We start from the raw sequence: 25,977 nt of genomic DNA on the forward strand, positions 1-25,977 counted from the left end.
GCGGTTCGCCGCGGGTTTTTTTATGGCCTGCTCTTGGCTGATATATATTCAACCATATGGTTGACTTTCTTGGGCGGGAGTCTATATTCAACAACATGGTTGAATTATCCGCTTCACATCTAGACACTGTCTTTCATGCCTTGGGCGACGCCACGCGACGCACGATGCTGCGGGATCTTTCCCGCGGTGAGCGAACGGTGACACAGTTGGCTCAGCCGTTCGACATCTCGCTCGCTGCGGCTTCAAAGCACATCAAGGCGCTGGAAAATGCGGGGCTCATCCGCCGCGAGGTGAGGGGGCGTATCCATGTCTGCCGCCTTGCGCCGGAACGGCTGGAAGAAGCGCATGAATGGCTGGATTTCTACCGGCAGTTCTGGGGCAGCCGCCTCGATATTCTTGAGCAGATGCTCAGGGAGGAAGATCAGGGAAAAACCCCTGCAGATGGAGGAAATGACAATGGCTGATATTGCAATGCCTGACACCTATGGTCGCCTCGTTGAACCGACGACCCTGAAAATCGAGCGGCTGCTGCCGGGGCCGGTCGAACGGGTATGGGCCTATCTGACGGAAAGCGACCTTCGCCGCCGCTGGCTGGCTTCCGGCGAGATGCGGCTTGCCGCCGGCGCACCATTCGAGCTGGTGTGGCGGAATGATGAACTTTCCAATCCACCCGGACGCCGCCCTGAGGGCTTTTCCGAAGAGCACAGGATGGCTTCCCGCATCATTACGGTTGTTCCGCCGCACCGCCTTGTTTTCACATGGGGCGAGGGTGCCGAGGTTTCCATCGAACTCCAGGCTCTTGGTAAGGACGTGCTCCTGACGCTGATCCATCGCCGGCTGGCGGATCGCACCACGAGGCTCAATGTCAGCGCCGGTTGGCACGTGCACCTTGATGTTCTCGCTGCCCGCCTTCAGGAGGAGGAGCCGGGACCCTTCTGGGAAACATGGCTGGGTCTGAAAGAGGAATATGAGCACCGGATACCGCAATAGGCACGGTGCGTTCTCGTGATGCAACGGCGCGGCTTGCCGCGCCGTTTCGATTGGTCCGCCTGATCTTCCCTAGGCGACAGGGCTGACTATGGACTTGGCGTTCACATTCCGATTCAACCGCTTGAGCGATTGATTCCGAAGTGTCTCCTAACCGTTTGTTACGTCAAAGCATTTCCAGCGCCGTCTTGCGTGTTGGCGGGGGGAAGACGGCATCCAGGGCGGCCCAGTCCTCCTCGGTTATATCAAGATCGGTCGCGCCGCGATTTTCTGCGACGCGCGCGGGATTCGAGGATTTCGGGATCGCGATGACGCCTTCCCTTTCCAGCAGAAAGGCCAGAGCCAGTTGCGCCGGGGTCGCCTGATAGGCCTTGGCGATGCGTATGAGTTCATGGTTCTTGAGAATACGGCCCTGTTCTATGGGAGAATAGGCCATCAGTGGCACGCCGTGTTGCTGGCACCAGGGCAACAGCGAAAACTCCGGCCCGCGTCGGGACAGATTGTAAAGTACCTGATTGGCGGCGCAGTTCCTGCCGCCAGGAACGGCGAAAAGCTCTTCCATGTCGTCCGTGTCGAAATTGGAGACGCCCCAGTCGCCGATCTTGCCGTCCCTCTTCAGTCTTTCGAAAGCCGCCACGGTTTCTTCGAGTGGGTGCTCTCCGCGCCAGTGCAGCAGATAGAGATCGATGTGGTCGGTGCCGAGCCGGGCGAGGCTGCGCTCGCAGGCGTCAGCAGTGCCGGTGGCACTGGCATTCCAAGGATAGACCTTGCTTACCAGAAACACGTCTTCGCGATGATTGACGATAGCCCTGCCGACTATCTCTTCCGATCGGCCGTCCGCGTACATTTCCGCAGTGTCAATCAACGTCATGCCAAGGTCGATGGCCCGTCGGATACTTTCAACCTCCTGCTCGGCGGATGATCTCGTCTCCCCCATGTTCCACGTCCCGAGGCCGAGGGCTGGGACCTCTTTTCCGGATGGGAGGGCAACGTAGGGAATGTCATCATACATCGTTTCGCTCCAGGGTTTTCGCGGAAAGAATAAGCCTTTGTTCCGACTTCTCAACCCGGCACGGGCGGGATCGATCCATCAAAAAAATTGACCTCGTCGATCGGTTTGCCGGGCTGGTCTGATGGCGGTCCCGTGGGTAGGGTTGCCTTCACAGGAGAGATCATGACTGCCGAGACATTTATCGCGCTGGTGCTGTTTGCCTTCACCACCTCCATCACGCCCGGTCCGAACAATATGATGCTGTTTGCTTCCGGCGTGAATTTTGGTTTCCGTCGCACCGTCCCGCATATGCTCGGCATCGGTGCGGGCTTTCTTTCGCTGCTGATCGGGGTCGGATTTGGCCTCGGGGCACTGTTGCATTCGGTACCGGCACTTTACACCGGGCTGAAATTTGCGGGTGGGCTTTATCTCGTCTGGATCGCGTGGAAAATCGGAACGTCCCGCAGCCTCCATGAAGGCACGGCGACTTCGCAGCCGATGAGTTTTCTTGCGGCAGCGGCGTTCCAGTGGGTCAATCCCAAGGCGTGGGTGATGGCGGTCACGGCAATGGCGACATATACGGACGAAACGCAGTATTTCCTTACCGTAATGCTTGTGGGGGTGGTCTTCGCTGCCGTCAATCTTCCCAGTGTTTCCACCTGGGCCGGTTTCGGCTCGGCGCTTCGCGACTGGCTCTCCGTTCCAGTCCGGCTCAAATGGTTCAACATCAGCATGGCCGTGCTTCTCGTCATCAGTCTCTGGCCGATGCTGAAATAACGGCTCCACTCGGCGACCCTATGTCGGGAACTGCCGGTAACATTCCTCGGCGATCGCCTGTACCTCGGCTCGCGTCAGTTCCGCGGAGACGGCGTAACCCAGCTCGTTGTCGATCCAGTAGAAGGTCTCGATTCCATCGGCGCTGGCCATGCGGAAACTGGTGGTGCGGTTTTCCTCGTTGTGGCCTATCAGCACCGTCACCCGCCTGCCGGTCCTGTCCTGGTACATCAACATCGCACCCGGCTTGCCGCTGACGGGGATAAGACGCCCACCGACGAGGTCATATCCAATCTTCGAAAGATCGGGAATCGCGAAGGGGTAGCCGAGCCGCTTGCCAAGCCAGGTTGCCAGATGCTGCTGTTCCCCGGCCCCCACCTCTACGGGGTGACGCACTTCGCTCGCGTAGATGAGATAAGCGGATTTCGCCTGTGCAGGAATGTCCGTCGTCAGCGATGCCAGCACCACATCCTGCGGTGTGGAAACGGACCACGGCAGAAGCCTGCCGGCTGCCGCGCCCGCCGTGAAGATCAGGAAGGCTGCCGCGGTTCGCAGGAGAAGAGGTTTAAGCCGCCAGGCGCGTGCGACCTTTTCGCGAGTCAGCATCGATGCGTCACGCGGATGTGCGGCGGCATAGGAGGCGAAGGCATTTCTCAGGCTGTTGGCCTGTCTCTTCCAGTCTTCCACCCGACTCTGCTCTTCCGGTCTTTCCGCGAGCCATGCCTCGACAGCCGCGCGGTCATCGTCGGAGAGAAGCCCGTCGACATAGGCGTGCAGGTCGTCTTCGGTTATGGCATCAGCCCGTTTCATCGTGGTCTCCGCAGGGGAATGATATTATCCGCCGCCAGATGCTGGCGAAGGGTTTCGCGGGCGCGGGACAGTCTGGACATGACGGTGCCGACCGGGATCGACAATGTCTCCGCCGCCTCCTGATAACTGTAGCCCTCCACCGTCACCAGCATCAGTACGGCGCGCATCTCAGGCGAAAGCAGCGCAAGCGCGCCGTGCAGGCGGTCGTTCTCCAGCGTATCGCCCAGCGTTTCGGCAGCGGCGATCGTTTCATCGAGACTGTCCGAAGGATGCCGTTTCTCTGTCCGGTGGCGGTTGCGATAAAGATTCGTCATTATCGTGTAGGCCCATGATTTCAAACCGGTTCCGCGCCATGTTGCTTTATTGGCCAGCGCCTTTTCGACGCAGTCCTGCAACAGGTCCTCTCCATCGGTATCTGAGCGCGAAAGGCTGCGGGAATAACGGCGCAGCATCGGTATCAGGGCCAGCATCTCCGCTTCGAAGCTGCCGGCCGCGGGGGATTGTCTCCCCCGCGTCGCAGCTTCCATCTCGTCAGGGTTTTGCTGCATCCCACACACCGTTCACGCCGTCGCCGGTGGCATCGCCCTTCTTGGTGTCCTTGATCCAGTAATAGAGCGGCATGCCGTCCTTCGCCCATTGCTTCTTGCCGTCCTTGCGCGTCACGATGGAGTAAGCCCCTTCGGCTTTCGCATTCTCCGCAGCGAAGAAGGGCGGCCAGTTCGTGGCGCATTTGTCATAACAATTGGATACGCCCTTCTTGTCGTTCTTGAAAGTGTAGAGCGTCATGCCTTTTTCACCTGCGAGCACATTGCCTTTTGCGGTCTTGACCGTTTCGACCGCCGGGGCGGCATAGGCTGTTCCGGCAAAGGCCAGAACGAGGGCGGGGACGATGAAGCGGATTTTCATGGACATATCCTCCTTGGTTCGGGCGGGCTCGAGCCGCCGGCACAACAAGAGACACCGTTGGTCCGTGATTTATTCCCTTCGCAAAATATTTTTTTCAGCAGCCTGATGACGAACGGGAAAACCGGGCGTAAACCTGCGCTTCAGCGCTCACGATATTCATCTTTCGTTCTTTTTCTGTTGCGTACCGGGCTCGAATCCTGCGATGAGGGCGCATGTTATTTTCACCGCAACAGGACGAAGCGCTCAAGGCTGTTTCCCGCTGGCTCAAGGAAGGCCGGTCGCCGGTTTTCCGGCTGTTCGGTTATGCCGGAACCGGCAAGACCACGCTTGCCAAGCATTTTGCGGAAAACGTCGATGGAGAGGTGCTGTTTGCGGCCTTCACCGGCAAGGCGGCGCAGGTGCTGCGTTCGCGCGGCGCGACCAATGCCCGCACCATCCACTCCCTGATCTACCGCCCGCGCGGAGAGGAGACGGTGGAAGACGAAGAAACCGGCAAGACCTCGATTGCGCCGATGTTCTCCATCAACCGCCAGAGTCCGCTCGCCAAGGCGGCGCTCATCATCATAGATGAATGTTCGATGGTAGACGAGCAGCTTGGCAAGGATCTGATGAGTTTCGGCACGCCGATCCTCGTGCTCGGCGATCCAGGCCAGCTGCCGCCGGTTTCGGGCGGAGGCTTCTTTACCGAGCAGGAGCCGGATTATCTGCTGTCGGAAATCCATCGCCAGGCGAAGGACAATCCCATCATCCATCTTGCCATGGATGTGCGGGAAGGCCGGGAGATCATGCGCGGCGATTATGGTTCCGCGCAGGTGATCTCCAAATCCGAGGTGACGCAGTCGCTAGTGCTCGATGCCGATCAGGTGCTGGTTGGCACCAACCGCACCCGCCGCCGCTACAATCAACGTCTTCGCGAGCTGAAGGGTTTTACCGCCGATTATCCGCAATCGGGCGACAAGCTGGTCTGCCTTCGCAACGATCCGGCCAAGGGCCTACTCAACGGCTCGCTGTGGCAGGTGATGAGTTCGTCGCGCGAGACGGTGAAGCCTGGTATCAACCTGATGATCCGGCCTGAAGACGACGATATGGATCGCGGTGCGGCCAAGATCAAACTGCTGAAGGCGGCCTTCGAGGACGTGGAGGCCGAAATTCCGTGGTCCACGCGCAAGCGTTATGACGAATTCGATTTCGGCTATGCGTTGACGGTGCACAAGGCCCAGGGTTCGCAATGGAATAACGTGGTTCTCTTCGATGAGAGTTATGCGTTCCGGGACTCGCGCGAGAGGTGGCTTTACACCGCCATTACCCGCGCGGCTGAGACCCTGACCATCGTTCGCTGATCCTGATCAGGCGCGGATGACGCCGAGCAGAACCGCCTTGGCCACCGCCTGAAAACGGTTGCTGGCGCTGAACTTGCCGATAATCTTCGCTTCGAGGATGTTAAGCTCGTTTGCCGAAAGGCCAAGGGCGCGGGCGAGCCTGACAGGGGCGTATCCTTCCGCCATGAGTTCGAGACATTTTCGTTCAGGATCGGTTAGCGCGATGTCGTTTGCCTGTCCCCGCTCGGCCGCGTCCGCGCCATCTTCGTCGCTATCGGTGACGAGCAGTTCCTCGATCTGCTGGGCCTGGCGCTGGAGCGTGGAAAGCTCCGCCGTCAACTCTCGCTTTCGCTGCCTTAGTGCGTCGCGAAATATATCGTCTGCCTCTTCCTGTGAGAGAGAACGGACAAGTTTTTCCATGATCTCCGTAATCGAAGCCACGGAAATACCGACTTCGCGGCAAACGTTGATAACGGCCATGCGCTGGACGTTGCGGTGAGAATAGACCCGCATCTGTCCGATGCGTTTAGATGTCAGCAGTGCCTTTTCTTCGTAAAAATGCAGGGTACGGTGGGTCACTCCGAAGATATTGGCCATGTCGGCGATCGGAACCGGTTCCGCGGGCAGCGATGAGGGCAGGCTTATATCCGGTAGAAAGCTGTTGACCCTTAGATTGGGTTTGTCCTCGTCGCCGTGACTTTCGAACGGCATCCGGCCATCCTGCATTGTCTCCCCCTTCGCGCTCTCCGGCAGCGTGTCTGCCTTTTTAAAGGCGTCTGTTGCTTATTCCCCCGCAACAGACCGTTTTTCGATAAAAACATAATGCCAAACGCTACATCAAAACCGGAACGTGTCATGCGCACTTTCGTTCCCGGTGTGATAAAAAATTTATCAGCCTCCTTGCGGTCGGCGTCAACCTGCGTGAAACAGGATGTCAATTCCGAACCGGAGCCCGATGCCATGCCCGCAAAACTCTCTGTCAATCTGAACGCAATTGCCATGTTACGCAACCGCCGCGATCTTCCATGGCCGGATGTCGCGCATTTAGGGCATATTGCGCTGGAGGCGGGGGCAAGCGGGCTGACTGTACACCCGCGGCCTGACCAGCGCCATATCCGCTTCTCGGATCTACCGGCCCTGCGCGCGCTGATCGATGACAGGTTTCCCTCCGCGGAGTTCAACATTGAAGGATATCCGAGCGAGGATTTTCTCCTTTTGTGCGAAAAGACCCAGCCCGAACAGGTCACACTCGTACCTGACGATCCGTCGCAGGCAACCTCCGATCATGGCTGGGATTTCCGCGAGCATGCGAAATTTCTGAAGCAGGTCGTCGGACGGCTGAAATCGGGCGGCATGCGGGTGTCGCTTTTCGCAGATGGCGACGGCGAACGCGAGCCGGTGGAACTGGCGGCTGAGACGGGCGCTGCGCGTATCGAACTTTATACCGGGCCCTATGGCGGCTGTTATGACGATCCGCACAAGGCCGATGTGCTCGTCGAGACGCTTGGGCGGACGGCGGACCATGCTGCGGCGCTCGGACTTGCCGTCAATGCGGGCCATGATCTCACCGTCGCGAACCTGCCAAAGCTGATGAAACGTATCCCTTATCTGGCCGAGGTTTCAATCGGCCACGGGTTGACGGCGGATGCCCTGGAATATGGCATGGCGGAAACAGTCCGGCGTTTTCGGCAGGCCTGCGGTCAGGCTATTTCATAACCAAAGCCAATTTTTTCGCCTATGTTCTGCCTTGCGCATGCTCCGTGCGCGAGGGCGGCGGGAGATATGTCGGAACCGGTCCCGCCGAACTAGGTTCTGGGTTGAGTATCGGCGTTTCCGATAGTCGGAATTCACTTTCCGGACCGATGCTCGGGCTTTTGAAGGCAGAGACATATGCAAGAACATCATGTTGTCGTCGTGGGTGGAGGCTTCGGCGGTTTGCAGCTGGTACACGGGCTGGAGGGGGCCCCTGTCCGCATCACATTGATCGATCGTCGCAATCATCACCTTTTCCAGCCATTGCTTTATCAGGTTGCGACGACTGCGCTGGCGACATCCGAGATCGCGTGGCCGATCCGTCATCTCTACCGCGATCGCAAGGAGGTCACGACGCTGCTTGCCGAGGTGACCGGCGTGGATCGGGCGGCCCGGACCGTGCATCTCAACACCGGTGAAACGATCCGCTTCGACACTTTGGTGCTGGCTACAGGCGCACGCCACGCCTATTTCGGTCACGATGAGTGGGAGCGTTCCGCGCCGGGTCTCAAGACGCTGGAGGATGCGACAACGATCCGCCGCCGCCTGCTTCTGGCTTTCGAACGGGCCGAACTCGCGACCAGCGAAGAGGAACGACAGGCACTGCTAACCTTTGTCATCATAGGGGCAGGCCCGACCGGCGTGGAAATGGCAGGCATGATTGCAGAGCTTGCCCATAAGGCGCTGCCGGCGGAATTCCGCAACGTTGACACCCGAAAGACCCGCGTGCTGCTCGTCGAGGCTGGTCCCCGCGTGCTGCCGGTCTTTACGGAGGATCTTTCGGCCTATGCCAAGGAGGCGCTTGAGAAACTTGGCGTCGAGGTTCTGCTCGGAACGCCGGTGACGGCCTGCAGCGACGATGGCGTGACGGTGGGCGAGACCCATTATCCATGCCGTACGGTCGTCTGGGCCGCCGGCGTGCAGGCTTCTCCCGCGGCCAAATGGCTCAATGCCGCCGCCGACAGGGCAGGGCGGGCCATTGTGGGGCCACAGCTTAATCTGGAAGACGATCCCGATATCTTCGTCATCGGCGATACCGCCGCCGTCAATCAGGAAAACGGCAAGCCGGTGCCGGGTATTGCGCCTGCGGCAAAGCAGCAGGGCGCTTACGTCGCGAAGGTCATCAAGGCGCGGCTTGACGGCAAGCCGTTTCCTTCACCCTTCCGCTACAGCCATCAGGGCAATCTTGCCACGATCGGCAAACGCGCGGCGGTGATCGATTTTGGCCGGTTCAAGCTCAAGGGCGTGCTGGCATGGTGGATATGGGGACTTGCCCATATCTATTTCCTGATCGGAACGCGTTCGCGGCTGGCCGTGGCGTGGAGCTGGCTTTGGATTTACTTGAGTGGCCAGCACAGCGCGCGGCTGATCACCCAGAAAGAAACGCTGAAGGACGAGGCGTGAGGCAAGTGACAAAGAAACGGCGGGAAGCATGGCTTCCCGCCGTTTCCTGTTTCGCCGTTTCCTGACGCATCAGGCGTCGAGCGACGCCATGTCGATGACGAAGCGGTAACGTACGTCGCTCTTCAGCACGCGCTCATAAGCCTCGTTGACGTCCTTGATGTCGATCTTTTCGATTTCGGACACGATGTCGTGCTTGCCGCAGAAATCCAGCATCTCCTGGGTTTCCTTGATGGAGCCGATCATAGAGCCAGCCAGAGAACGGCGGCCGGGGATGACCGAGAAAGCGTGCACGGGGATCGCATGTTCAGGCACACCGAGAAGCACCATGGTGCCATTGACCTTCAGCAGGCCGAGATAGGCATTCCAGTCGATTTCCGCCGAAACGGTGCACAGGATCAGGTCGAAGGTACCGGCGAGCTTTTCGAAGGTCGAGGCATCGCTGGTGGCATAATATTCCTTCGCGCCAAGCTTAAGGCCGTCTTCCTTCTTGGAGAGTGTCTGCGAAAGCACGGTGATATCCGCGCCCATGGCTGAACCGATCTTCACGCCCATGTGGCCAAGACCGCCCATGCCGACGATAGCCACCTTCTTGCCCGGGCCGGCATTCCAGTGCTGAAGCGGCGAATAAAGCGTGATACCAGCGCAGAGCAGGGGAGCGGAGGCATCTAGCGGCAGGTTTTCCGGAATGGAGAGGACGTAATCTTCCCGCACGACGATATGGTCGGAGTAACCGCCCTGCGTGGCGGTCTTGCCGTCGCGTTCGACGGAGTTATAGGTCTGCACGAGACCCGGCATGTACTGTTCATTGTCGAGATCGCGGGTGGCGCAACCGACGCAGGAATCGACAAAACAGCCCACGCCGACATGATCACCGACCTTGAATCTGGTGACCTTGGAGCCAACGGCACGGACGACACCGGCGATTTCGTGGCCCGGAACGATCGGGTAGACGGCGTTCTTCCATTCGTTGCGGACGGTATGAATGTCGGAATGGCAGATACCGGCATATTTGATATCGATGACGACGTCGTCATCATTCGGCTCGCGGCGTTCGAAGGTGAACGGGGTAAGCGGCTTCGACGCATCTGTCGCAGCGTAACCTCTTGCAATAGCCATCTGAATATCCTTTCGGGAGTTGGGGACGGCGGAATATGCAATGGAAGAACGAACGGGCGTTAGAGCGATCCTCCTAGCTTTTTGCACGATCCTGCAAAAATATGATGGTGCGCTCTTTGCGCGGGCCGAGAGGCTTTCTAGATAGATGACATCAAACACACCTCTTCCGTCAGTCAAGGGATTTCCCCTATGTCCTTGTCGTTCAATGTCTATCAGGAAATTGCTTCCATCGCCGCGCGGCATGCCACCAGCGACGGCGAGGTGCAGACGGCAATCGGCTCCCTTGGCATCAGCCGGCGTACGACTCCGAGCGCTCCCTGCCACGGCAGTTATCGCCCTTGTCTCGCCATGGTTATCCAGGGATCGAAAAGCGTCCAATTGGGGACGGACACCATCAACTACGGTGCCGGCGATTATCTCCTGACATCGCTTGATCTGCCGGTTGCGTGGCGGGTGGTGGAGGCGAGCAGGGAAGTGCCGCATTTCTGCATCTCGCTTGCCATCGACAGTGAAAAGCTGCTCGATCTCATGCGGCGTGTTCCTATCGATCCACCGGTGGAGCCGACGAATGCGCAGCGCGGCATCGTGGTCAACACAGCCACGCCGGAACTTCTCGATGCAGCCATCCGCCTGCTGCGCCTGCTCGATCGTCCCGCAGACATTGCCGCCGTGGCGCCGCTGATCGAACAGGAAATCCTCTATCGCATTTTGACCGGACCGGCCGGCGGGCAGCTGATGAACATCATTGCCGCTGGAAGTCACGGCAACCGCATCGCCCGCGCCATCGCATGGCTGCGCGAGAATTTCGCACGCCAGCTGCGCGTCGAAGACCTTGCAGATCACATCGGCATGAGCGTGTCGTCCTTCCATCATCATTTCAAGACGATCACGGCCATGACGCCGGTCCAGTACCAGAAGCAGCTTCGCCTGCATGAGGCGCGGCGGCTCATGCTGCTGGAGCGACTGGATGCCGGCACCGCGGGCCATCGCGTCGGTTATCAGAGCCCTTCGCAGTTTAGCCGCGAATATAGCCGCTTTTACGGGCTGTCGCCGTCACGGGACGTCGATGCATCGCGCGAGATTGCGGCGGGGTAGATTGGGGCTGTGCATTCGTAGCGGGTCGTCGGTGGGTGTGGCTTACCCCCTCTGCCCTGCCGGGCATCTCCCCCACAGGTGGGGAGATAGATATGCGGCAAGGTTTTGCCCATCTCGACGTTAGAGAATGAAGTGGCGATAGTGCATCTTGTCGATCTCCCCCTTGAGGGGAGATGCCCGGCAAGGCAGAGGGGGGTAAGCCACACCCACCGACGACCCGCTACCACACACAACCGCCTGAAGACGTACCCCGCGTGCTATTCATCCCACGCCGCACCGCGTCAATTCTCATCCCCCTCTAAAGAATCCGCTTGACCGCAACGCCGCCTCCGCTTAAATGGCGCTCGAACCGTACCGTACGGTACATCAATCGAGCCCCTTGGAGTGGAAAGACTTGGCTTCCGACCCGATCACAGCGCAGGAATTTTCGCCGCGCCAGAACGCCGTTCTGGACCAGGCATTGCGTCTATTGGTCGAAGGCGGCGAGAAAGCGCTGACCACATCGGGACTGGCGCGCGCCGCCAACTGTTCCAAGGAAAGCCTTTACAAGTGGTTCGGTGATCGCGATGGCCTGCTGGCGGCGATGATCACCTTTCAGCAGAGCAAGGTCCGCACCTTCGAAAAGGCGGGTGACCGCGTTTCCGCACCGCAGCTTGCCGATCACCTCGAGGTTTTCGCCCATGATCTGCTGGATGTGCTGGCAGGCGACGTGTCATTGGCGCTTAACCGTTTGGCGATAGGGCAGGCGAGCCGGGATGGATCGAAGCTCGGTGATCTGCTGCTGGAACGTGGTCGTCGCCAGATCGACCGCCGCGCCCGTGGGCTGATCGAGGCAGGTCGCCGTTCCGGTTACCTGCGTTTCGATGATGCCGAAGAGGCATATCGCAGTTTTTACGGCCTTATCGTCTCGGATCTGCATGTGCGCATGCTGCTGGGCGAGGCGCCGGACAAGGATTTTTCTGCCCGGGCGAAGAAGGCGGTCATTGCCTTCCTGACCCTCTACGGCACGGAAAAGGTACATTCGGAACTGGGCGGCAAGGTCGCTTAAGCTTCCGGTTCAGACAACTGAGAGACAAGCATTAGGGAAGGACCATAAAATGCGCGTTTATTATGATCGTGATGCCGATCTCAATCTCATCAAGTCCAAGAATGTCGTCGTCGTCGGTTACGGCTCCCAGGGCCGCGCCCATGCGCTGAACCTCAAGGATTCCGGTGCCAAGAACGTCGTCATCGCTCTCAAGGCCGGTTCTCCGACCGTCAAGAAGGCCGAAGCCGATGGCTTCAAGGTCATGACCGTTGCCGAAGCCGCCAAGTGGGGCGACCTGCTGATGATGGCAACGCCTGACGAACTGCAGGCCGACATCTACAAGGCCGACATTGCCGGCAACATCCGTGATGGCGCAGCGATTGCTTTCGCACACGGCCTCAATGTTCACTTCGGCCTCATCGAGCCGAAGGCATCGCTCGACGTCGTCATGATCGCACCGAAGGGCCCTGGCCATACGGTTCGCGGCGAATACCAGAAGGGCGGCGGCGTTCCCTGCCTCGTTGCCGTTCACCAGAACGCTTCGGGCAACGCCCTTGAACTCGCTCTCTCCTACGCCTGCGGCGTTGGCGGCGGCCGTTCGGGCATCATCGAGACCAATTTCAAGGAAGAGTGCGAAACCGACCTCTTCGGCGAACAGGTCGTTCTCTGCGGCGGTCTCGTCGAACTGATCCGCGCTGGTTTCGAAACTCTGGTCGAAGCCGGTTACGCTCCGGAAATGGCCTATTTCGAGTGCCTGCACGAAGTGAAGCTGATCGTTGACCTGATCTATGAAGGCGGCATCGCCAACATGAACTACTCGATCTCCAACACCGCAGAATGGGGCGAATACGTCACCGGTCCGCGCATCATCACTGCCGACACCAAGGCTGAAATGAAGCGCGTCCTGCACGACATCCAGACCGGCAAGTTCACCTCCGAGTGGATGCAGGAATGGAAAGCCGGCGGCGCTCGCTTCAAGGGTATCCGTCGCAACAACGACAGCCACCAGATTGAAGAAGTCGGCGCCAAGCTCCGCGGCATGATGCCCTGGATCGGCAAGAACAAGCTGGTCGACAAGGCCGTCAACTAAGCTTCATTGCTTGATGAAAATTTTGGAGGCCGGGGCGAAAGCTCCGGCCTTTCGTTTTCGATGTGCCCTCACATGATGGCGTCGTCTTCCTCGACGATAACGGAAACGGGAAAGTGATCGGAAAAACCGCCGAGATTGACATTTTTGACCGCGTCGCCCTTCGACAGGCCGAAGCGGATAGGCCCCTCGTTCTTGCTGTGACTGACCATGGCGGCGATGGCTTCGACTTTTGCGGTTTCTTCCCGCACCTTGAAACCGTTGCTGCCGACAAGAAGTGATCTGGAGACGAGAATCTGGTCGAAGATATTGGCATCGCCGTTAAAGTAGAGCGTGCCATAAATCGTTCGCGCTGAACCGACGGAATCCATCACCGGCTGGCGCAGGTAGTTCCAGGCAAGATTGTAGAACATGGCCGATTGCGAGTTTTCGACATCGTCGCGCTCGCGGGTGGAATTGGCGTGGTAGCGTAGCGAAGCATCGGAAGGATCGTCATTGAAGTCGCCGAAAGCGATGACGGCGATGTTGTTTCCTTTTTCTTCCCTGATGCGCTGGTGCCAATAACCCAGCGTCTCACCGGCGGTCATGCGAAAACCGGCGCTTTCCACTGCGCCGCCGGATCGCGACGGCCAGTGATTGGAAAGCGCGATAAGCTGGCGGCCTCCCTTGGTGATGAAGGTGCACTGGGTAATGTCGCGCGTGCCGGTGCGGCGCATGACGAAATGGCTGAAAATCTCGTTCTCGTTGATCAGTAGTTTTTTGCTGTCGTAGATGAAGGCGGTGTCGATGCCGCGCTGGTCCTTGCTGGAATCGGCGTGCACGACGCGATAGGCTCGCGTGGGCATGAGATCGTTCAGATGTTCCGCCAGCGTCTCCAGCACAAAACGGTTCTCGACTTCGCAGACACCCAGCAGATCCGGTCCCGCGCCGCCGATCTGACTTATGATCAGGCCGAGCTGTTTGATCTTGGTTTTGAACAGGTCTTCGGTCCAGCCTTTCAGATCGTTCTTCAGCCGCTCGGCAATCCACGGCTCACGCGCCGGATAACCCTCCGGCGCAAACAGGTTTTCGACATTCCAGAATGCCAGGACATATCGTGTCATGATACCTCACCCATCCGGTTGGTTTTGCGAACCCAGGGGAAGTTTTTGCCACAACAACTTGAAATTGTCATGACGGGTGAGATACCCGACCCATCTTGTCGTGCGATCTTACTTGCCCGGCGGGATGACGCCCTTCGTCAGCAGAAAGCAGCCGTAAAACCGCGTCTCGCCCGTCGTGATGACGCAATAGGCCTGCTTGGCTTTTTCGTAGAAGGCAAAGCGTTCAATGCCGTACATGGGGGCGGACTTTCCTTCAGCCGCGTCGATTTCCCTCTGCACTTCGGCCTGCACCGGTTCCAGTTGATCGGGCGCGCCCATCACTTCCATGCGGCCGACCGAGGGCTGCAGCGGGGTATCGAGCGGCAGGACGGACAGGATCGCTTTCATTGCGCGGGCAGCGGAGACGTTGTCGATGTGAAGAACCTTGCCGACTGTGGTGTGGCGGGCAACAGAGTCGGAGGGGAAATTGGTGTCCGAGATCACCAGCGTGTCGCCGTGACCCATGGCGCGCAGCGCGTGCAGAACGTCGGCATTCAGCGCCGGGTCGATATTCTTCAGCATGTCCTCAAACTCCCATGATGCTTTCGCCGTGTCGTGGCTCGCGTGCAATCCAGCCGGAAAACCCCGTGGCGTCAATCGCAAAGGTGTGATTGTGAAGCTTTGCGCAAGGGTGTATTTGGCTTTGTCCGCGAAATCGGCCTGGATTGAGACCAGTTAAGGGCAATGTGCAGGGAGGCAGAAATAATTCGAAAAACTGATAAGTCAGTATTGCTGACGTATCGACATTTCTGTAAAGATGCACGCATAAAAACGACACAAGAGGAAACGTACCCATGCTCAATTGGGAACAAATTTTCGCCACGCGCTCTTCGCGCATGAAAGCGTCTGAAATCCGCGAGCTGCTGAAGCTGCTCGAGCAGCCCGACATCATTTCCTTTGCCGGCGGTATTCCGGACCCCGCTCTTTTTCCAGCAGAGGAGTTTCAGCAGGCTTACGCGGAGATTTTTTCCGGCGCGCAGGTCAACGCCGCGCTGCAATATTCCGTCAGCGAAGGTTACAAGCCGCTGCGCGAATGGCTGGCGGGAGAAATGGACAAGATCGGCATCGAATGCACCGCCGACAACGTCTTCATCGTTTCCGGTTCGCAGCAGGGTCTCGATTATCTCGGCAAGCTGTTCCTGTCGCCAAAGGATACGGCGCTGGTCACCTGGCCGACCTATCTCGGCGCGCTCTCGGCATTCAATGCCTATGAGCCCAACTATGACCAGCTGAACCCCGGCGGTAACCGCACGCCCGAGGCTTACCGCGAAACCGCGGCCAAGCTCGGTGGTTCGGTGAAGTTCGCTTATCTATCGGCCGATTTTTCCAATCCGACCGGCGAAACCGTCGATCTGGCCGGACGGCAAAAGCTCCTGGAGCTTGCTGACGAGCTTGATATCGCCGTCATAGAAGACGCGGCCTATCAGTCGCTGCGTTATGATGGCGAAGCCGTTCCGCCGATCATGGCGCTCGACATTGCCCGTTCGGGCGGCATTGAAAACACCCGCACCATCTATTGCGGCAGCTTCTCGAAGACGCTCGCTCCGGGTCTGCGCGTCGGTTACATCGTCGCTTCCGCCCCTGTCATCCGCAAGCTGGTGCTGATGAAGCAGGCCGCCGACCTGCATTCCTCGACGATCAACCAGATCGCCATCGAACGCGTCGCCTCGCGCGGCTTCGACAAGCAGGTGGCCAAGATCAAGGCAGCCTATAGCGCACGCCGCGATGCGATGCTGGCGGCGCTTGAGAAGTACATGCCGAAGACGACCAGCTGGACGAAGCCGGAAGGCGGCATGTTCATCTGGGTGACGCTGCCTGAGGGCATGGATGGGGCGGCGCTGCTTGCCAAATCCATCGCCACGGAAAAGGTCGCTTTCGTTCCCGGCCGTGCTTTCTTTGCGGATGGTTCGGGCACGAACACGCTGCGCATCAGCTTCTCCTGCGCCAACGAGGCGATGATCGAGGAAGGCATGAAGCGCCTCGGGCGGTTGATTGCGACGGCTCAGGCGGAAACGGCTGAGGTAGTTCCGGCGATTTGAGGGTTGCGAGGTTTTTCGGCGGCGACGGGGGTTGTGGCTTCACCCCCCTCTGTCCTGCCGGACATCTCCCCCTCAAGGGGGGAGATCGACTCGCGGTTAAGATATCGCCTATCGCAACAGTTGAAAATGAAGTGCTGTCAACGCCTCTTGCCGATCTCCCCCTTGAGGGGGAGATGCCCGGCAGGGCAGAGGGGGGTGAGCCGCAAACACCAAGAGGCACTGTTCCCCTCAATCCCGCTGGCCCCAACAGATCACACCACTAAAATCCTGCCTGTCACATACATGTTATGCAATCATGTTTTAGCGGTCCCACCGAACAACAGGGACTGGATCCATGAAAACGCTGCTCTCCGCTTTCACCGCCGTCGTATCGCTTGGCTTCATCGCCACTGCTGCCAATGCCGCCGATCTGGTGCTTTATACCAGCCAGCCGAATGAGGACGCGCAGGCGACCGTTGACGGGTTCAAGGCTGCCAATCCCGGTCTCGACGTCGAATGGGTGCGTGACGGAACGCCGAAAATCATGGCCAAGCTGATGGCGGAAATCAGCGCCGGCAATCCGGTTGCCGACGTGCTTCTGATCGCCGATACCGTGACGCTGGAGCGCATGAAGCAGGCCGGTCAGCTGCTCGCCCACAAGTCTCCCGAAGCCAAGAATATCGATGCCACGCTCTATGATGCAGACGGCTTCTATTACTCCACGAAGCTCATCACGACAGGCATAATGTACAATACGGCCGCCGCGATGAAGCCGACGAGCTGGAAAGATCTGGCGAAGGCGGAAGCCAAGGGTCTCGTGACCATGCCGAGCCCGCTGACGTCGGGTGCCGCACTGATCCACGCGCAGACGCTTGCCGCCGCAAATGGCCTCGGCTGGGATTACTACAAGCAGCTGAAGGCCAATGAAGCCATTGCCGGCGGTGGCAACGGCGCGGTGCTGAAGTCCGTCGCTTCGGGCGAAAAGGCTTACGGCGTGGTGGTCGATTACATGCCGATCCGTGAAAAGGCCAAGGGCGCACCGGTCGAATTCGTCTTTCCGGAAGAGGGCGTTTCTGCTGTCACCGAGCCGGTCGCGATCATCAAGGGCACCAAGCACGAGGAAGCGGCCAAGAAGTTTGTCGATTACGTGCTTTCGGAAAAGGGCCAGCAGGGCTTCGTCAAGCTCGGTTACATCCCTGTCCGTGCCGATGCCGGCATGCCGGAAGGTTTCCCGGCCCGCGACAAGATCAAGGTTCTGCCGCTCAGCGCTGCCGATGCACTGAAGAATTCCGAACAGGATCTCAAGACCTTCTCCGATATTTTCGGTTCCAAGGGCTGATAAGTCGGAATGACCCGTTCCAAGGCTTATGGAAACAGCCAGCCGCGCTGGCTGTTTCCTTTTGTGGTGAGTGTTGTTTTTGCGCTGAGCGCGCTGCCGCTCGGACGCCTCGCCTATACCGGCGTCGTTTCGTCACTGAATGGTGATATATGGCGACTTCTGGCCGATCCGGCGCTCTGGGATGCGGCGCTGAACACGCTCTCCACCTCGTTTTCAGGCATGCTGATTTCACTCGGAATCGGCGGCGCTTTCGCGCTTGCCCTGACGCTCTGCGACATCCGCGGCAAGTCGATCTTAAGCTTCCTGTTCATGCTGCCGATGATGATCCCGCCGCAGGTGACGGCGCTGTCGTGGATCGGCATGACCGGCCCGTCGAGTACGCTGCTGAAGGCCACCGGCCTTGCGCCGGCGATGGGTTCGCCGCAGCCGCTTTATTCCATCGCTGGCATCGCACTCTTGCTCGGTGTGCAGCACGCGCCGCTCGTCTATCTGTCGCTGCGCGCCGGGCTACTCGCCTTACCGCAGGACGGCATTGAGGCCGCCAAGCTTTCGGGGGCTTCACCACGGCGCGTTTTGTGCGATATCATCCTGCCGCTTTCCACGCCTGGACTGATCGCCGGTGCGGCGATCTCCTTCGTCTCCAACGTCGGCAATTTCGGCATTCCGGCGATCCTCGGCATACCCGCTTCGATCTTTACCCTGCCGACGCTCATCTACAGCCGTTTTGCCAGTTTCGGCACAAGCACATTCGGCGATATCGCCATTCTCTCGACCATGATCGCCATCATTTCCGTCGCCGGGCTTGCGCTGCAGGAACGGGCGATGAAGGGGAGGGACTATCGCATCATCGGCCTTTCAGGCAAGGCGGCGACCTTCCGGCTTGGGCTGTGGCGGGTGGCGGCGGAGCTTGCCCTATGGCTCGTGCTGTTCTTCATGCTGGTGGCGCCGCTGACGGCGCTGGTGGCAAGCTCGCTCGCGCCTGCCTATGGGGTGCCGCTCAGCCTCAAGACCGCGACGCTGCATGCCTATGAAGAGTTGCTCTATCGGCAGAGCGTAACCCGCACGGCGTTCCGCAATTCGCTGTTTCTGGCGACGGCGACATCCTTGTGTCTCCTGGCGGTGACAGTGCTGACGGCTTATTTCCTCGTGCGTGGCAAAAGCCGGTTCATGTTCCTGCTTTCGGCGCTGGTGGATATTCCCTATGCGCTGCCGGGGGTGGTGATTTCCGTCTCTTTCGTGCTGCTTTTCGCCGCTCCCATTCCATTGCTCGGCATTACGCTTTACGGCACGATCTGGATCATTCTGCTTGCCTATTTCTCCTCTTTCTTCGCGGTCAGCCTGAAACCAATGGTCAGCGCTTTCCTGCAATTCGATCCATCGCTGGAAGAGGCAGCAAGGCTGTCGGGCGCGGGTTTCTGGCGACGGCTCAAGGATATTATCCTGCCGCTGGTCGGGCCCGCGGCAGGGGCTTCCGTCATCCTCGTGTTTCTGATCGCCTGCAACGAGCTGACGGTTTCGGCGCTCCTTTGGTCTGCCGGCACACAGACGCTCGGCGTGCTCATCTACAACCTCGATGACAGCGGCAGCTTCGATCTCGCCTCGGCGCTATCGGTGCTTGTCGTCATCATGGTGATTTTCCTCATGCTGCTGCTCGAAATTCTGGGGCGCTATCTGCCAAAAGGAGTTGTGCCTTGGCGAAACTGATCCTTAACCGCCTGTCGAAGAGCTTCGGTGCCGGTTCGAAACCGGCCGTGGACGATGTTTCTCTCACTGTGCGGGAAGGCGGCTTTCTGGCGCTGCTCGGACCCTCCGGCTGCGGCAAGACCACAGTGCTGCGCATGGTTGCCGGGTTCGAACAGCCGACGGATGGTTCCATCCTGCTCGGCGAGCGGGTGCTGGCCGATGCCGGCAGCATGGTGGCGCCGGAGCGGCGCAACATGGCAATGGTGTTCCAGTCCTATGCGCTGTGGCCGCACATGTCGGTTGCCGACAATGCCGGCTACCCTTTGAAGGTGCGCGGTATTACGGGCGAAAAATACCGCGAGAGGGTGCGTCAGGCGCTTGCCGCCGTCCGACTTGAGAGCTTCGCGGATCGCCGTCCCGCCGAACTTTCCGGTGGCCAGCGGCAGCGTGTTGCGCTCGCCCGCTGCCTCGTCACCGAGCCTGACGTCGTATTGCTCGATGAACCGCTCGCCAACCTCGACCGGCATCTGCGGCAGGAAATGGAAGAGACATTTCGGGATTTCCATGCCCGTTCCGGCGCGACGATGATTTATGTCACTCACGATCAGGCGGAAGCCATGGCGCTGGCAACCGATGTCGCCGTCATGTCGCACGGCAAGCTGCTTCAGGTCGCGGCGCCTGCGGAGCTTTACGCGCGGCCGGAGGGCAGGCTGGTCGGGTCGCTGGTCGGGCAGGGGACGATCCTCAGCCTCCCACTGCCGGAAGGGGCATCGCGCGATCTCGACTGGTCCGCACTTCGGGCGGCGATGGAGAGAGGCGCGGGAGCATCGCGGGCCGACGTGCTTGTGAGGCCGCAAGATGTGGTGCGGGATGCGGAAGGCATTGCCTGCACCGTCACCTCGGTTCTGTACGAGGGCGAGCGTTATGCCCTTCGTCTTGACCTGCCGGATGGGCAGGCGGTCAGGGCCTATTCGCGTGAAGCCGCAGCTGTAGGTGACAGGCTTCCGGTTGCCATTCGCAGCGGGTGGCGGCTTTAGAGCGCACGCACTGCCGAACGCTGGAAAGGCGAAGCGACACCGGCTAAGCTGGGATCGCAGCAATAGGAATGATTCATGTCGCTTCGGCTTGCCACCTTCAATATCGAAAATCTTCTCACCCGTTTCGATTTCACCGGCTTTCGCAACCAGACGCGACGCGACAGGGCGATCCAGCTTTTTGATATCAGGGACGAGGCGACCTATCAGGCCCTTGAAAGTGCGCGGATGGTCTCATCCACCGACGATACGCGCCAGCTTTCGGCGCTCGCCATCGCCGACGCGGATGCCGATATTCTCTGCCTGCAGGAAGTCGACAACATGGCGGCCCTGCAGGCCTTCGAATACGGCTATCTCTATCGCATGGTCGGCAATGGCTATCTGCAGAAATATCTGGTCGAGGGCAATGACAGCCGCGGTATCGATGTCGCGGTCGTCATGCGCGAGGAGACGCGGGATGGCGAGAAAATCGAGGTGGTCGACATCAAGAGCCATGCGGCGCTGACCTATCGTAATCTCGATCTCTTCAATCCGGCACTTGCCGCGACCAACCAGATCGATGACAAGATATTCAAACGGGATTGCCTTGAAATCGATCTGAGGATCGGCGGCAAGCCGCTGACGCTTTACGTCACGCATTTCAAGTCCATGACCAATGCCCGCGAAGCATTGGACGCCCGGCTCGGCACCATGCCGATCCGCGAGGCGGAAGCCATGGCTGTGCGCCGCATCATCGAAAATCGCTGGGGTGCGGGCAATACGCGCAACAAGAATTTCGCGATCTGCGGCGACATGAACGACTATCAGGAACGCGTCGCGATTGCCGGTGACAGGCGCAATGGCTACAGCTTCACGCCCGTCGAAGAGGCAAGAAGTGCGCTCGATGTCTTCACTGCCGACGATTTCGTCATCAATCCGATGCTGCGTCGCGATGTCATGGACCGCTGGACGCTCTATCATTCGCGGGGCCCACAGGAGCAGCATTTGTGCCAGCTTGATTACATCTGGCTTTCTCCGCGCCTGGCCGAAAGCAACGCGACGCGGGTTCCCGAAATCGTCCGCGCCGGCCAGCCTTATCGCACCATCTTTCCGCCGGGGCAGGAGGTGGAGCGTTATCCGCGCACTGGCTGGGACCGCCCCAAGGCTTCCGATCATTGCCCTGTCGTGATGACGCTGGACCTGATCTGACGTCGCCGGCGGTCGGAAACCGGTGGCTTCTAACCGTTGGCGGCTTTCGGGAAATAGGTGGCCCAGACCCGGTTGCGACCTGCGCGCTTGGCTTCATAAAGCCGGTCATCGGCAATCGCGATCAACTCGTCCCAGCTGTTGACCGCGCGCGCTTCCTGCCAGACGACGCCAAAGCTCGCCGTCAGCGACAATCCACTTTGTTCATCCACGATCTGAGCTTCGATCAGGCGGCGGAGGCGGTCGGCCGTTGCCGTTGCCGTGGCATGGCTGACATCCTGCAGCACCACGACGAATTCTTCGCCGCCATAGCGGGCAAGAATGTCGTTCTTGCGCAATGCGCCCCGCAACAAAGCCGCGGTCTTTTGAAGTGCAATGTCACCCATGGCATGGCCATAACGGTCATTGATCGATTTGAAATGGTCGATGTCGACGATCATCACGCCGAGCGACTGACACTGGTCCTCGCCCGTCAACAGGGAACGAACGGCCTTTTCGAGCGCCCGTCGGTTGAACACGCCCGTCAGCGCATCCGTCTCGGAAAGTGCGCGTAACTGTTCGGCCAGCGCGCGCTGCTGGTTCTCCATTTCGCCCTTCTGGCGAAGCTGCTCCCGCAGGAAGTCGAGTTCCTGGAACATCTTCTTCACCTCCGGGGCAACCCTGTCCTCATGCTGCGCCTCTGAAAGATCGCCCGCGGCGATGGCCGCAATCTGTGCCTGAACGGATTGCATGGGCCGGAACAGCGCTGTTTTGTAGACAGATGTGAGCCGCAGCAGGACCAGAACCGCAATACCTGCGAGAAAAAGCGATGTGGCGCCGTAGATCAGGGCTTCCTGCTGCTTCTTTTCGAGTCGCGCGCGTGTCTCGGCCAGAATGAGATCGCGCAACGTATCGGATGAACGCATCCCCGAAATATAGTTCCTGGAAAATTCAAGCACGCTCGGCTGGGCGGACGGCATGGCGATCACGATCGTATTCTGCGCGTAGCGCAGCGCCTGTCCGAAATAATAGGTTTCGAGATCGCGGAATGCCCTGTCCAGTCGCGGCGTGGAAAGATAGGCGGCGGTGTAGTTGGTCAACGATGCCTTCAGTGATAGCAGGCTCTGCATCTCCGCATCGAACTTGGCGCGATAACCCAGCTTTTCCTGTCTGTTTGCCCGCAAACCCATGATCACATAGGAGCCGAGGCGGCCGATCCTGTCCCGCATGACACCGGCGGTGCCCGTCATCGCGATGTCTATCGCCACATCGGGCGTCACCTTGATGATGGCACGCGCTGCCTTGCCACGCAGCAGATTGACACTGTCGGCGGCCTTGAACATCGATGATATGGCGCCCGACATGGCCGTGTGGCTGCGTGCCGACAACGGCAGGGCGGCTACCTGATCCACCGCGTTGCGGGACTGCGCGAGTTTCTCGCGGGTCTCGGCCAGCGATTTCGCCAGCTCCGGCTGGGTCCTGATGTCGTCGGCGAAGGAAGCTTCCAGTTCCGACAGCTTGTCGTCCGTTGCCTTGCGCGCGGCAGCGAGAGCTGCGACCAAATCCTGTTCAGCGGTGGATGCGCCCATCACATTGTTCGCGGGACCGCGCTCCGCCGAAACCAGCCATGCAGACTGGAGAGCGGTTTCGAAGCGGGTGAGCTGCGCCGCGTTGGTACGGTAACGCAGATAGTTGGAAACGCTTGGCAGCGCGGCAAGTGTGGCCAGCAGGATGGAGCTCGCGGCGATGACGATCGTGCCCGTTAGCTGAATTTTCTGTATGCTTGCGCGCATTTGATGCGTTGTTCTCACTCAATCGGGTATAATTCATCACCATTTTAGCCGCGCCGCGTAAATACTTCGCTTATATTGCTGCGCTTTTGCCGTCTTGACGATCCTGCCGCCCGGCCTGCGGGCATGGTGTGGAAAAGCGCGCCGCCCGTGCTGCGTGATCAGTTTTCGCTTTACACCCGGTCAGAATCTGATAGTTGGCAAGGCACTGGATTGCCCTTGTAGCTCAGTTGGTAGAGCACCTGATTTGTAATCAGGGGGTCGCGGGTTCGAACCCTGCCGGGGGCACCAGTTTTTCGCTTTGAAATCAACTATTTACGCGAAATTTCAACAGCATCCATTTTACAGCCTGTCACGCGTTTTACAATTTGTTGCTAACGCGTTCCCTTGCTGATGGCGTCAATGACCTCCTGTCCAGCAAGATAATGACGCCGAATAATTCCTTCAGCTTCCTCCCGAGAATGGCCAGAGATCTCCGCAATTAGCTGGACCTTGTCCTCATGCGAGCGATTCAGGTGCGCGTATGCGTAGGTAATAGCCGTACCTCGCAAGTCGTGGAACGTAACGCCCTTGATCTTCAGTCGCGCCATCTCTTTGCGCCAGGATGACTTGAAGCCACTGGCCGTCCAGTTCTGGCCGAAGGAGTTCACCAGGACGCGCTGGCGGCCGCTGTCTTTGGCGTCCTGCAATATCGGCAGGATTGCAGGGGCGGCTGTAATGCGCACGCGCGCACCAGTCTTTCCCTGCTTAATCGAGACGCGCTGTCCATCGAACGCGATCATGGGCATCGTAAGGATGTCAGTCTGCCGCTGCATGGTCCAGAGGGCAATGCAGGCCACGTTTCTGATGTGCGGCGCAGCTTTAGTCAGCACGGTATTGATCTGGTCCATAGTCCAGACGCAATCGCGCCTGGTGCCCTCGTGAAGATGCTCGACGCGCTCTAGAGGGTTGCGGAGGATGATTTCGTTATCCTTTGCCCACGCGAACACGCGCGCCAGCAGCCCCAGATGCATGTCAGCGGAGCGAGGAGCGTCCTTCATGGTGTCTCGCCACTCGATAAAGCGTTTCCGGCTTCCACGGGCCTCTACGGCCTCAAGCCGCAGATCCCGGAACTTGTTTTCGATCACGCCAAACATGCGCTCGTAGTCTTTCCGGGTAGTGACCGCGAGCTTCTTGTATTTCGCAGTGGCTCGGAAGTCGGCGATCAAAGATCCGACCGTTCCCTGATAGGTGAACTTTTCTCGGTCCTTTGTCAGCCGGATAAACTCGGCAGTGAAAGCTTTAGTGCCGGGCTTCGAAGTCATGCGCGGCGCCCCTTTACCGCGCCATGCATAGTAGTACGTGACCGTCGAGCCATCAGCGAGTTTGGCTTTAACCTCGTGCACGCCCACCAGCTTTCCTTCCATTTTCCCAGTCCCTCCAAGCCTTCTCGCCGGCATCATCTTCACGATCGACAACAGCGAAACTCTTGGGGGCGAATTCAATCTCGCCTGACGGGTGCATGATGACCCGGACGTTGTGTGCTGCTGCAGCTGATGCAGCATCCGCAATTTCGGATTTTGTGTAAGTGCGGGCTCTGCTCATGGAGTGTTGTCCACATTGTTTCCACAGGGCGGAGACAGAAGCTTATTTGCTTCTCGGTAGGTTCCCTTGGCTTCACTGAGATTCATCGGTTTCCCTCCGCCCTCTTTTGCGGGGATGGGGTTTTATAGATGGGCACAGCGGTAGACCCTTGCGCCAACGGAGACTGCTTGCAATCCCGACGCCCATCTGCAACTTTGTGCTGAAGCCGGGGGTGCAAATGGAACTGAAAGACTTCATCAAAGCGACGTTCATTGAAATTATCGATGGAGTGAAAGAAGCGCGCGACACTGGCGACGATGCGAGTGGTATCGCGAGCAACATGCGGAATCGGATCGACAAGCTCGGGCCTGGCCTCATGCAAGACAACAACGGCGCACTCTACTCGGTCGTTGAGTTCGATGTCGCCGTTACAGCATCGACAAAAGTTGATGGATCCGGGGGCGTCAACGTGATGGCCTTCAAATTGACAGGCGGCGGCACAGCTGAAGACCAGACAGTGTCCCGAGTGAAGTTTTCGATCCCTATGCGTTTCAATGTTTACTAATCGCATCGGGTTTTCCTGACTGCGAATACCCGGCGGAAGTGGTGAGCGTATGCGCCGACCGCCTTCCAGTAAGCCGCCATCGGGCCTTTGTTCTTGATCCATGATTGCTGAGCGCGCGCACGGGCGTCTTTGACCAGGTCGCCGAGAATGTCGGCTACTAATTGCCGGGTCTCTGGCGGAAGCTCGTCCAATCGTTTCACAGCTGGCAGCGAAAGTACTGGGTTGCGCACCTCACGGCGGTTGCTACGATTGCTCATTGGAGTACCGTTGCGAGGTAGGGGCTATGGCTACAAGATACGTTGACTTGCGGGGAAGGCCGAATTTGGTCGATGAGAGGTCGAGGTTGATCGCGCTTGCGATGCTTCATGGCGTCGAGACGAATCCGAACGTGAGTCAAGCAGGCGTGATGCT

25 protein-coding genes and 1 tRNA gene are annotated in these 25,977 nt (G+C 59.0%); 16 read left to right on the forward strand and 10 right to left on the reverse strand.

Going from position 1 to position 25,977, the window contains the following annotated elements; all coding sequences use genetic code 11:
* Positions 1 to 95: 95 nt before the first annotated feature.
* Together K7A42_RS23670 and K7A42_RS23675 are read left to right on the forward strand one after the other, a co-directional pair.
* Positions 96 to 464 carry an ArsR/SmtB family transcription factor gene (locus K7A42_RS23670; RefSeq protein WP_006697797.1) on the forward strand — a complete coding sequence of 123 codons (369 nt, stop codon included), beginning with the start codon at positions 96 to 98 and terminating at the stop codon, positions 462 to 464.
* Entirely contained in the window at positions 457 to 990 is a 534-nt protein-coding gene (locus K7A42_RS23675; protein WP_035209722.1) for an SRPBCC family protein, read from the forward strand. Before K7A42_RS23670 ends, K7A42_RS23675 begins: the two co-directional genes overlap by 8 nt.
* 163 nt (positions 991 to 1,153) lie before the next feature.
* Here the strand turns inward: K7A42_RS23675 and K7A42_RS23680 are convergent, their stop codons facing one another.
* Positions 1,154 to 1,999 carry an aldo/keto reductase gene (locus tag K7A42_RS23680; protein ID WP_282455973.1) on the reverse strand — a complete coding sequence of 282 codons (846 nt, stop codon included), beginning with the start codon at positions 1,997 to 1,999 and terminating at the stop codon, positions 1,154 to 1,156.
* A 162-nt stretch (positions 2,000 to 2,161) separates the two neighbouring features.
* Here K7A42_RS23680 and K7A42_RS23685 point away from each other — a divergent pair, with 162 nt between their 5' ends.
* A complete protein-coding gene (locus tag K7A42_RS23685) occupies positions 2,162 to 2,755 on the forward strand; it encodes a LysE family translocator (RefSeq protein ID WP_282455974.1) in 594 nt (197 codons plus the stop codon).
* A gap of 18 nt (positions 2,756 to 2,773) precedes the next feature.
* Here the strand turns inward: K7A42_RS23685 and K7A42_RS23690 are convergent, their stop codons facing one another.
* Genes K7A42_RS23690 through K7A42_RS23700 form a run of 3 tightly spaced genes read right to left on the reverse strand, consistent with a single transcriptional unit; the run spans position 2,774 to position 4,474 of the window.
* Positions 2,774 to 3,562 carry an anti-sigma factor family protein gene (locus K7A42_RS23690; protein WP_153776162.1) on the reverse strand — a complete coding sequence of 263 codons (789 nt, stop codon included), beginning with the start codon at positions 3,560 to 3,562 and terminating at the stop codon, positions 2,774 to 2,776.
* Complete coding sequence (locus K7A42_RS23695) at positions 3,559 to 4,110, reverse strand: RNA polymerase sigma factor (protein ID WP_282455975.1); 552 nt, start codon at positions 4,108 to 4,110, stop codon at positions 3,559 to 3,561. Before K7A42_RS23695 ends, K7A42_RS23690 begins: the two co-directional genes overlap by 4 nt.
* Positions 4,094 to 4,474: a hypothetical protein gene (locus tag K7A42_RS23700; protein WP_051634433.1), complete on the reverse strand. Its 381-nt coding sequence runs from the start codon at positions 4,472 to 4,474 to the stop codon at positions 4,094 to 4,096. Before K7A42_RS23700 ends, K7A42_RS23695 begins: the two co-directional genes overlap by 17 nt.
* A 206-nt stretch (positions 4,475 to 4,680) precedes the next feature.
* On the opposite strand from K7A42_RS23700, the gene K7A42_RS23705 reads away from it, so the two are divergent.
* Entirely contained in the window at positions 4,681 to 5,808 is a 1,128-nt protein-coding gene (locus tag K7A42_RS23705) for an ATP-dependent DNA helicase (protein WP_006697803.1), read from the forward strand.
* 6 nt (positions 5,809 to 5,814) lie between these two features.
* Here the strand turns inward: K7A42_RS23705 and K7A42_RS23710 are convergent, their stop codons facing one another.
* On the reverse strand, positions 5,815 to 6,513 hold the full coding sequence (locus tag K7A42_RS23710) for a MerR family transcriptional regulator (RefSeq protein WP_072494615.1): 699 nt from the start codon (positions 6,511 to 6,513) through the stop codon (positions 5,815 to 5,817).
* A 234-nt stretch (positions 6,514 to 6,747) separates the two neighbouring features.
* On the opposite strand from K7A42_RS23710, the gene K7A42_RS23715 reads away from it, so the two are divergent.
* Both K7A42_RS23715 and K7A42_RS23720 read left to right on the forward strand, forming a co-directional pair.
* On the forward strand, positions 6,748 to 7,503 hold the full coding sequence (locus tag K7A42_RS23715; protein WP_282455976.1) for a pyridoxine 5'-phosphate synthase: 756 nt from the start codon (positions 6,748 to 6,750) through the stop codon (positions 7,501 to 7,503).
* Positions 7,504 to 7,677: 174 nt separating this feature from the next.
* Positions 7,678 to 8,943 carry an NAD(P)/FAD-dependent oxidoreductase gene (locus K7A42_RS23720; RefSeq protein ID WP_077987460.1) on the forward strand — a complete coding sequence of 422 codons (1,266 nt, stop codon included), beginning with the start codon at positions 7,678 to 7,680 and terminating at the stop codon, positions 8,941 to 8,943.
* A 69-nt stretch (positions 8,944 to 9,012) separates the two neighbouring features.
* On the opposite strand, the gene K7A42_RS23725 is transcribed toward K7A42_RS23720, so the two are convergent.
* On the reverse strand, positions 9,013 to 10,059 hold the full coding sequence (locus tag K7A42_RS23725) for an NAD(P)-dependent alcohol dehydrogenase (protein ID WP_004442709.1): 1,047 nt from the start codon (positions 10,057 to 10,059) through the stop codon (positions 9,013 to 9,015).
* Positions 10,060 to 10,248: 189 nt separating this feature from the next.
* On the opposite strand from K7A42_RS23725, the gene K7A42_RS23730 reads away from it, so the two are divergent.
* From K7A42_RS23730 to ilvC, 3 genes are all read left to right on the forward strand, one after another.
* Positions 10,249 to 11,154: an AraC family transcriptional regulator gene (locus K7A42_RS23730; RefSeq protein ID WP_004442707.1), complete on the forward strand. Its 906-nt coding sequence runs from the start codon at positions 10,249 to 10,251 to the stop codon at positions 11,152 to 11,154.
* A 394-nt stretch (positions 11,155 to 11,548) separates the two neighbouring features.
* Positions 11,549 to 12,202 (forward strand): TetR/AcrR family transcriptional regulator, encoded by a 654-nt coding sequence (locus K7A42_RS23735; protein WP_004442706.1) that lies wholly within the window; start codon positions 11,549 to 11,551, stop codon positions 12,200 to 12,202.
* Between the two features lie 49 nt (positions 12,203 to 12,251).
* Positions 12,252 to 13,271 (forward strand): ketol-acid reductoisomerase, encoded by a 1,020-nt coding sequence (gene ilvC / locus K7A42_RS23740; RefSeq protein ID WP_003495030.1) that lies wholly within the window; start codon positions 12,252 to 12,254, stop codon positions 13,269 to 13,271.
* 68 nt (positions 13,272 to 13,339) lie between these two features.
* Here ilvC and K7A42_RS23745 read toward each other — a convergent pair whose 3' ends face one another.
* Together K7A42_RS23745 and K7A42_RS23750 are read right to left on the reverse strand one after the other, a co-directional pair.
* Positions 13,340 to 14,371 (reverse strand): endonuclease/exonuclease/phosphatase family protein, encoded by a 1,032-nt coding sequence (locus K7A42_RS23745; protein WP_282455977.1) that lies wholly within the window; start codon positions 14,369 to 14,371, stop codon positions 13,340 to 13,342.
* 108 nt (positions 14,372 to 14,479) lie between these two features.
* Positions 14,480 to 14,932 carry an RbsD/FucU family protein gene (locus K7A42_RS23750; RefSeq protein WP_022556554.1) on the reverse strand — a complete coding sequence of 151 codons (453 nt, stop codon included), beginning with the start codon at positions 14,930 to 14,932 and terminating at the stop codon, positions 14,480 to 14,482.
* A gap of 272 nt (positions 14,933 to 15,204) precedes the next feature.
* Between K7A42_RS23750 and K7A42_RS23755 the strand changes: the two genes are divergently transcribed.
* The 5 genes from K7A42_RS23755 (at position 15,205) to K7A42_RS23775 (ending at position 21,672) form a co-directional block, all read left to right on the forward strand.
* On the forward strand, positions 15,205 to 16,449 hold the full coding sequence (locus K7A42_RS23755) for a PLP-dependent aminotransferase family protein (protein ID WP_004442697.1): 1,245 nt from the start codon (positions 15,205 to 15,207) through the stop codon (positions 16,447 to 16,449).
* Positions 16,450 to 16,783: 334 nt separating this feature from the next.
* On the forward strand, positions 16,784 to 17,767 hold the full coding sequence (locus K7A42_RS23760) for an ABC transporter substrate-binding protein (protein ID WP_282455978.1): 984 nt from the start codon (positions 16,784 to 16,786) through the stop codon (positions 17,765 to 17,767).
* Between the two features lie 9 nt (positions 17,768 to 17,776).
* A complete protein-coding gene (locus tag K7A42_RS23765; protein ID WP_045531856.1) occupies positions 17,777 to 19,471 on the forward strand; it encodes an ABC transporter permease in 1,695 nt (564 codons plus the stop codon).
* Positions 19,459 to 20,487 carry an ABC transporter ATP-binding protein gene (locus K7A42_RS23770; RefSeq protein ID WP_022556551.1) on the forward strand — a complete coding sequence of 343 codons (1,029 nt, stop codon included), beginning with the start codon at positions 19,459 to 19,461 and terminating at the stop codon, positions 20,485 to 20,487. Before K7A42_RS23765 ends, K7A42_RS23770 begins: the two co-directional genes overlap by 13 nt.
* 75 nt (positions 20,488 to 20,562) lie before the next feature.
* The gene (locus K7A42_RS23775) at positions 20,563 to 21,672 is read left to right on the forward strand and encodes an endonuclease/exonuclease/phosphatase family protein (protein WP_004442690.1); all 1,110 of its coding nucleotides are present in this window, start codon (positions 20,563 to 20,565) and stop codon (positions 21,670 to 21,672) included.
* A gap of 29 nt (positions 21,673 to 21,701) precedes the next feature.
* On the opposite strand, the gene K7A42_RS23780 is transcribed toward K7A42_RS23775, so the two are convergent.
* The gene (locus K7A42_RS23780; RefSeq protein ID WP_004442688.1) at positions 21,702 to 23,441 is read right to left on the reverse strand and encodes a sensor domain-containing diguanylate cyclase; all 1,740 of its coding nucleotides are present in this window, start codon (positions 23,439 to 23,441) and stop codon (positions 21,702 to 21,704) included.
* Positions 23,442 to 23,653: 212 nt separating this feature from the next.
* Here K7A42_RS23780 and K7A42_RS23785 point away from each other — a divergent pair.
* Positions 23,654 to 23,729, forward strand: a tRNA-Thr gene (locus K7A42_RS23785).
* A gap of 83 nt (positions 23,730 to 23,812) precedes the next feature.
* Here K7A42_RS23785 and K7A42_RS23790 read toward each other — a convergent pair.
* On the reverse strand, positions 23,813 to 24,886 hold the full coding sequence (locus K7A42_RS23790) for a tyrosine-type recombinase/integrase (RefSeq protein ID WP_282456035.1): 1,074 nt from the start codon (positions 24,884 to 24,886) through the stop codon (positions 23,813 to 23,815).
* A 353-nt stretch (positions 24,887 to 25,239) separates the two neighbouring features.
* Between K7A42_RS23790 and K7A42_RS23795 the strand changes: the two genes are divergently transcribed.
* Positions 25,240 to 25,566 carry a trypco2 family protein gene (locus K7A42_RS23795; RefSeq protein ID WP_282455979.1) on the forward strand — a complete coding sequence of 109 codons (327 nt, stop codon included), beginning with the start codon at positions 25,240 to 25,242 and terminating at the stop codon, positions 25,564 to 25,566.
* Positions 25,567 to 25,977 lie beyond the last annotated feature (411 nt).

It is taken from the genome of Agrobacterium sp. InxBP2 (assembly GCF_026191755.1).
In the GTDB taxonomy this organism is placed as follows: Bacteria; Pseudomonadota; Alphaproteobacteria; order Rhizobiales; family Rhizobiaceae; genus Agrobacterium; species Agrobacterium pusense.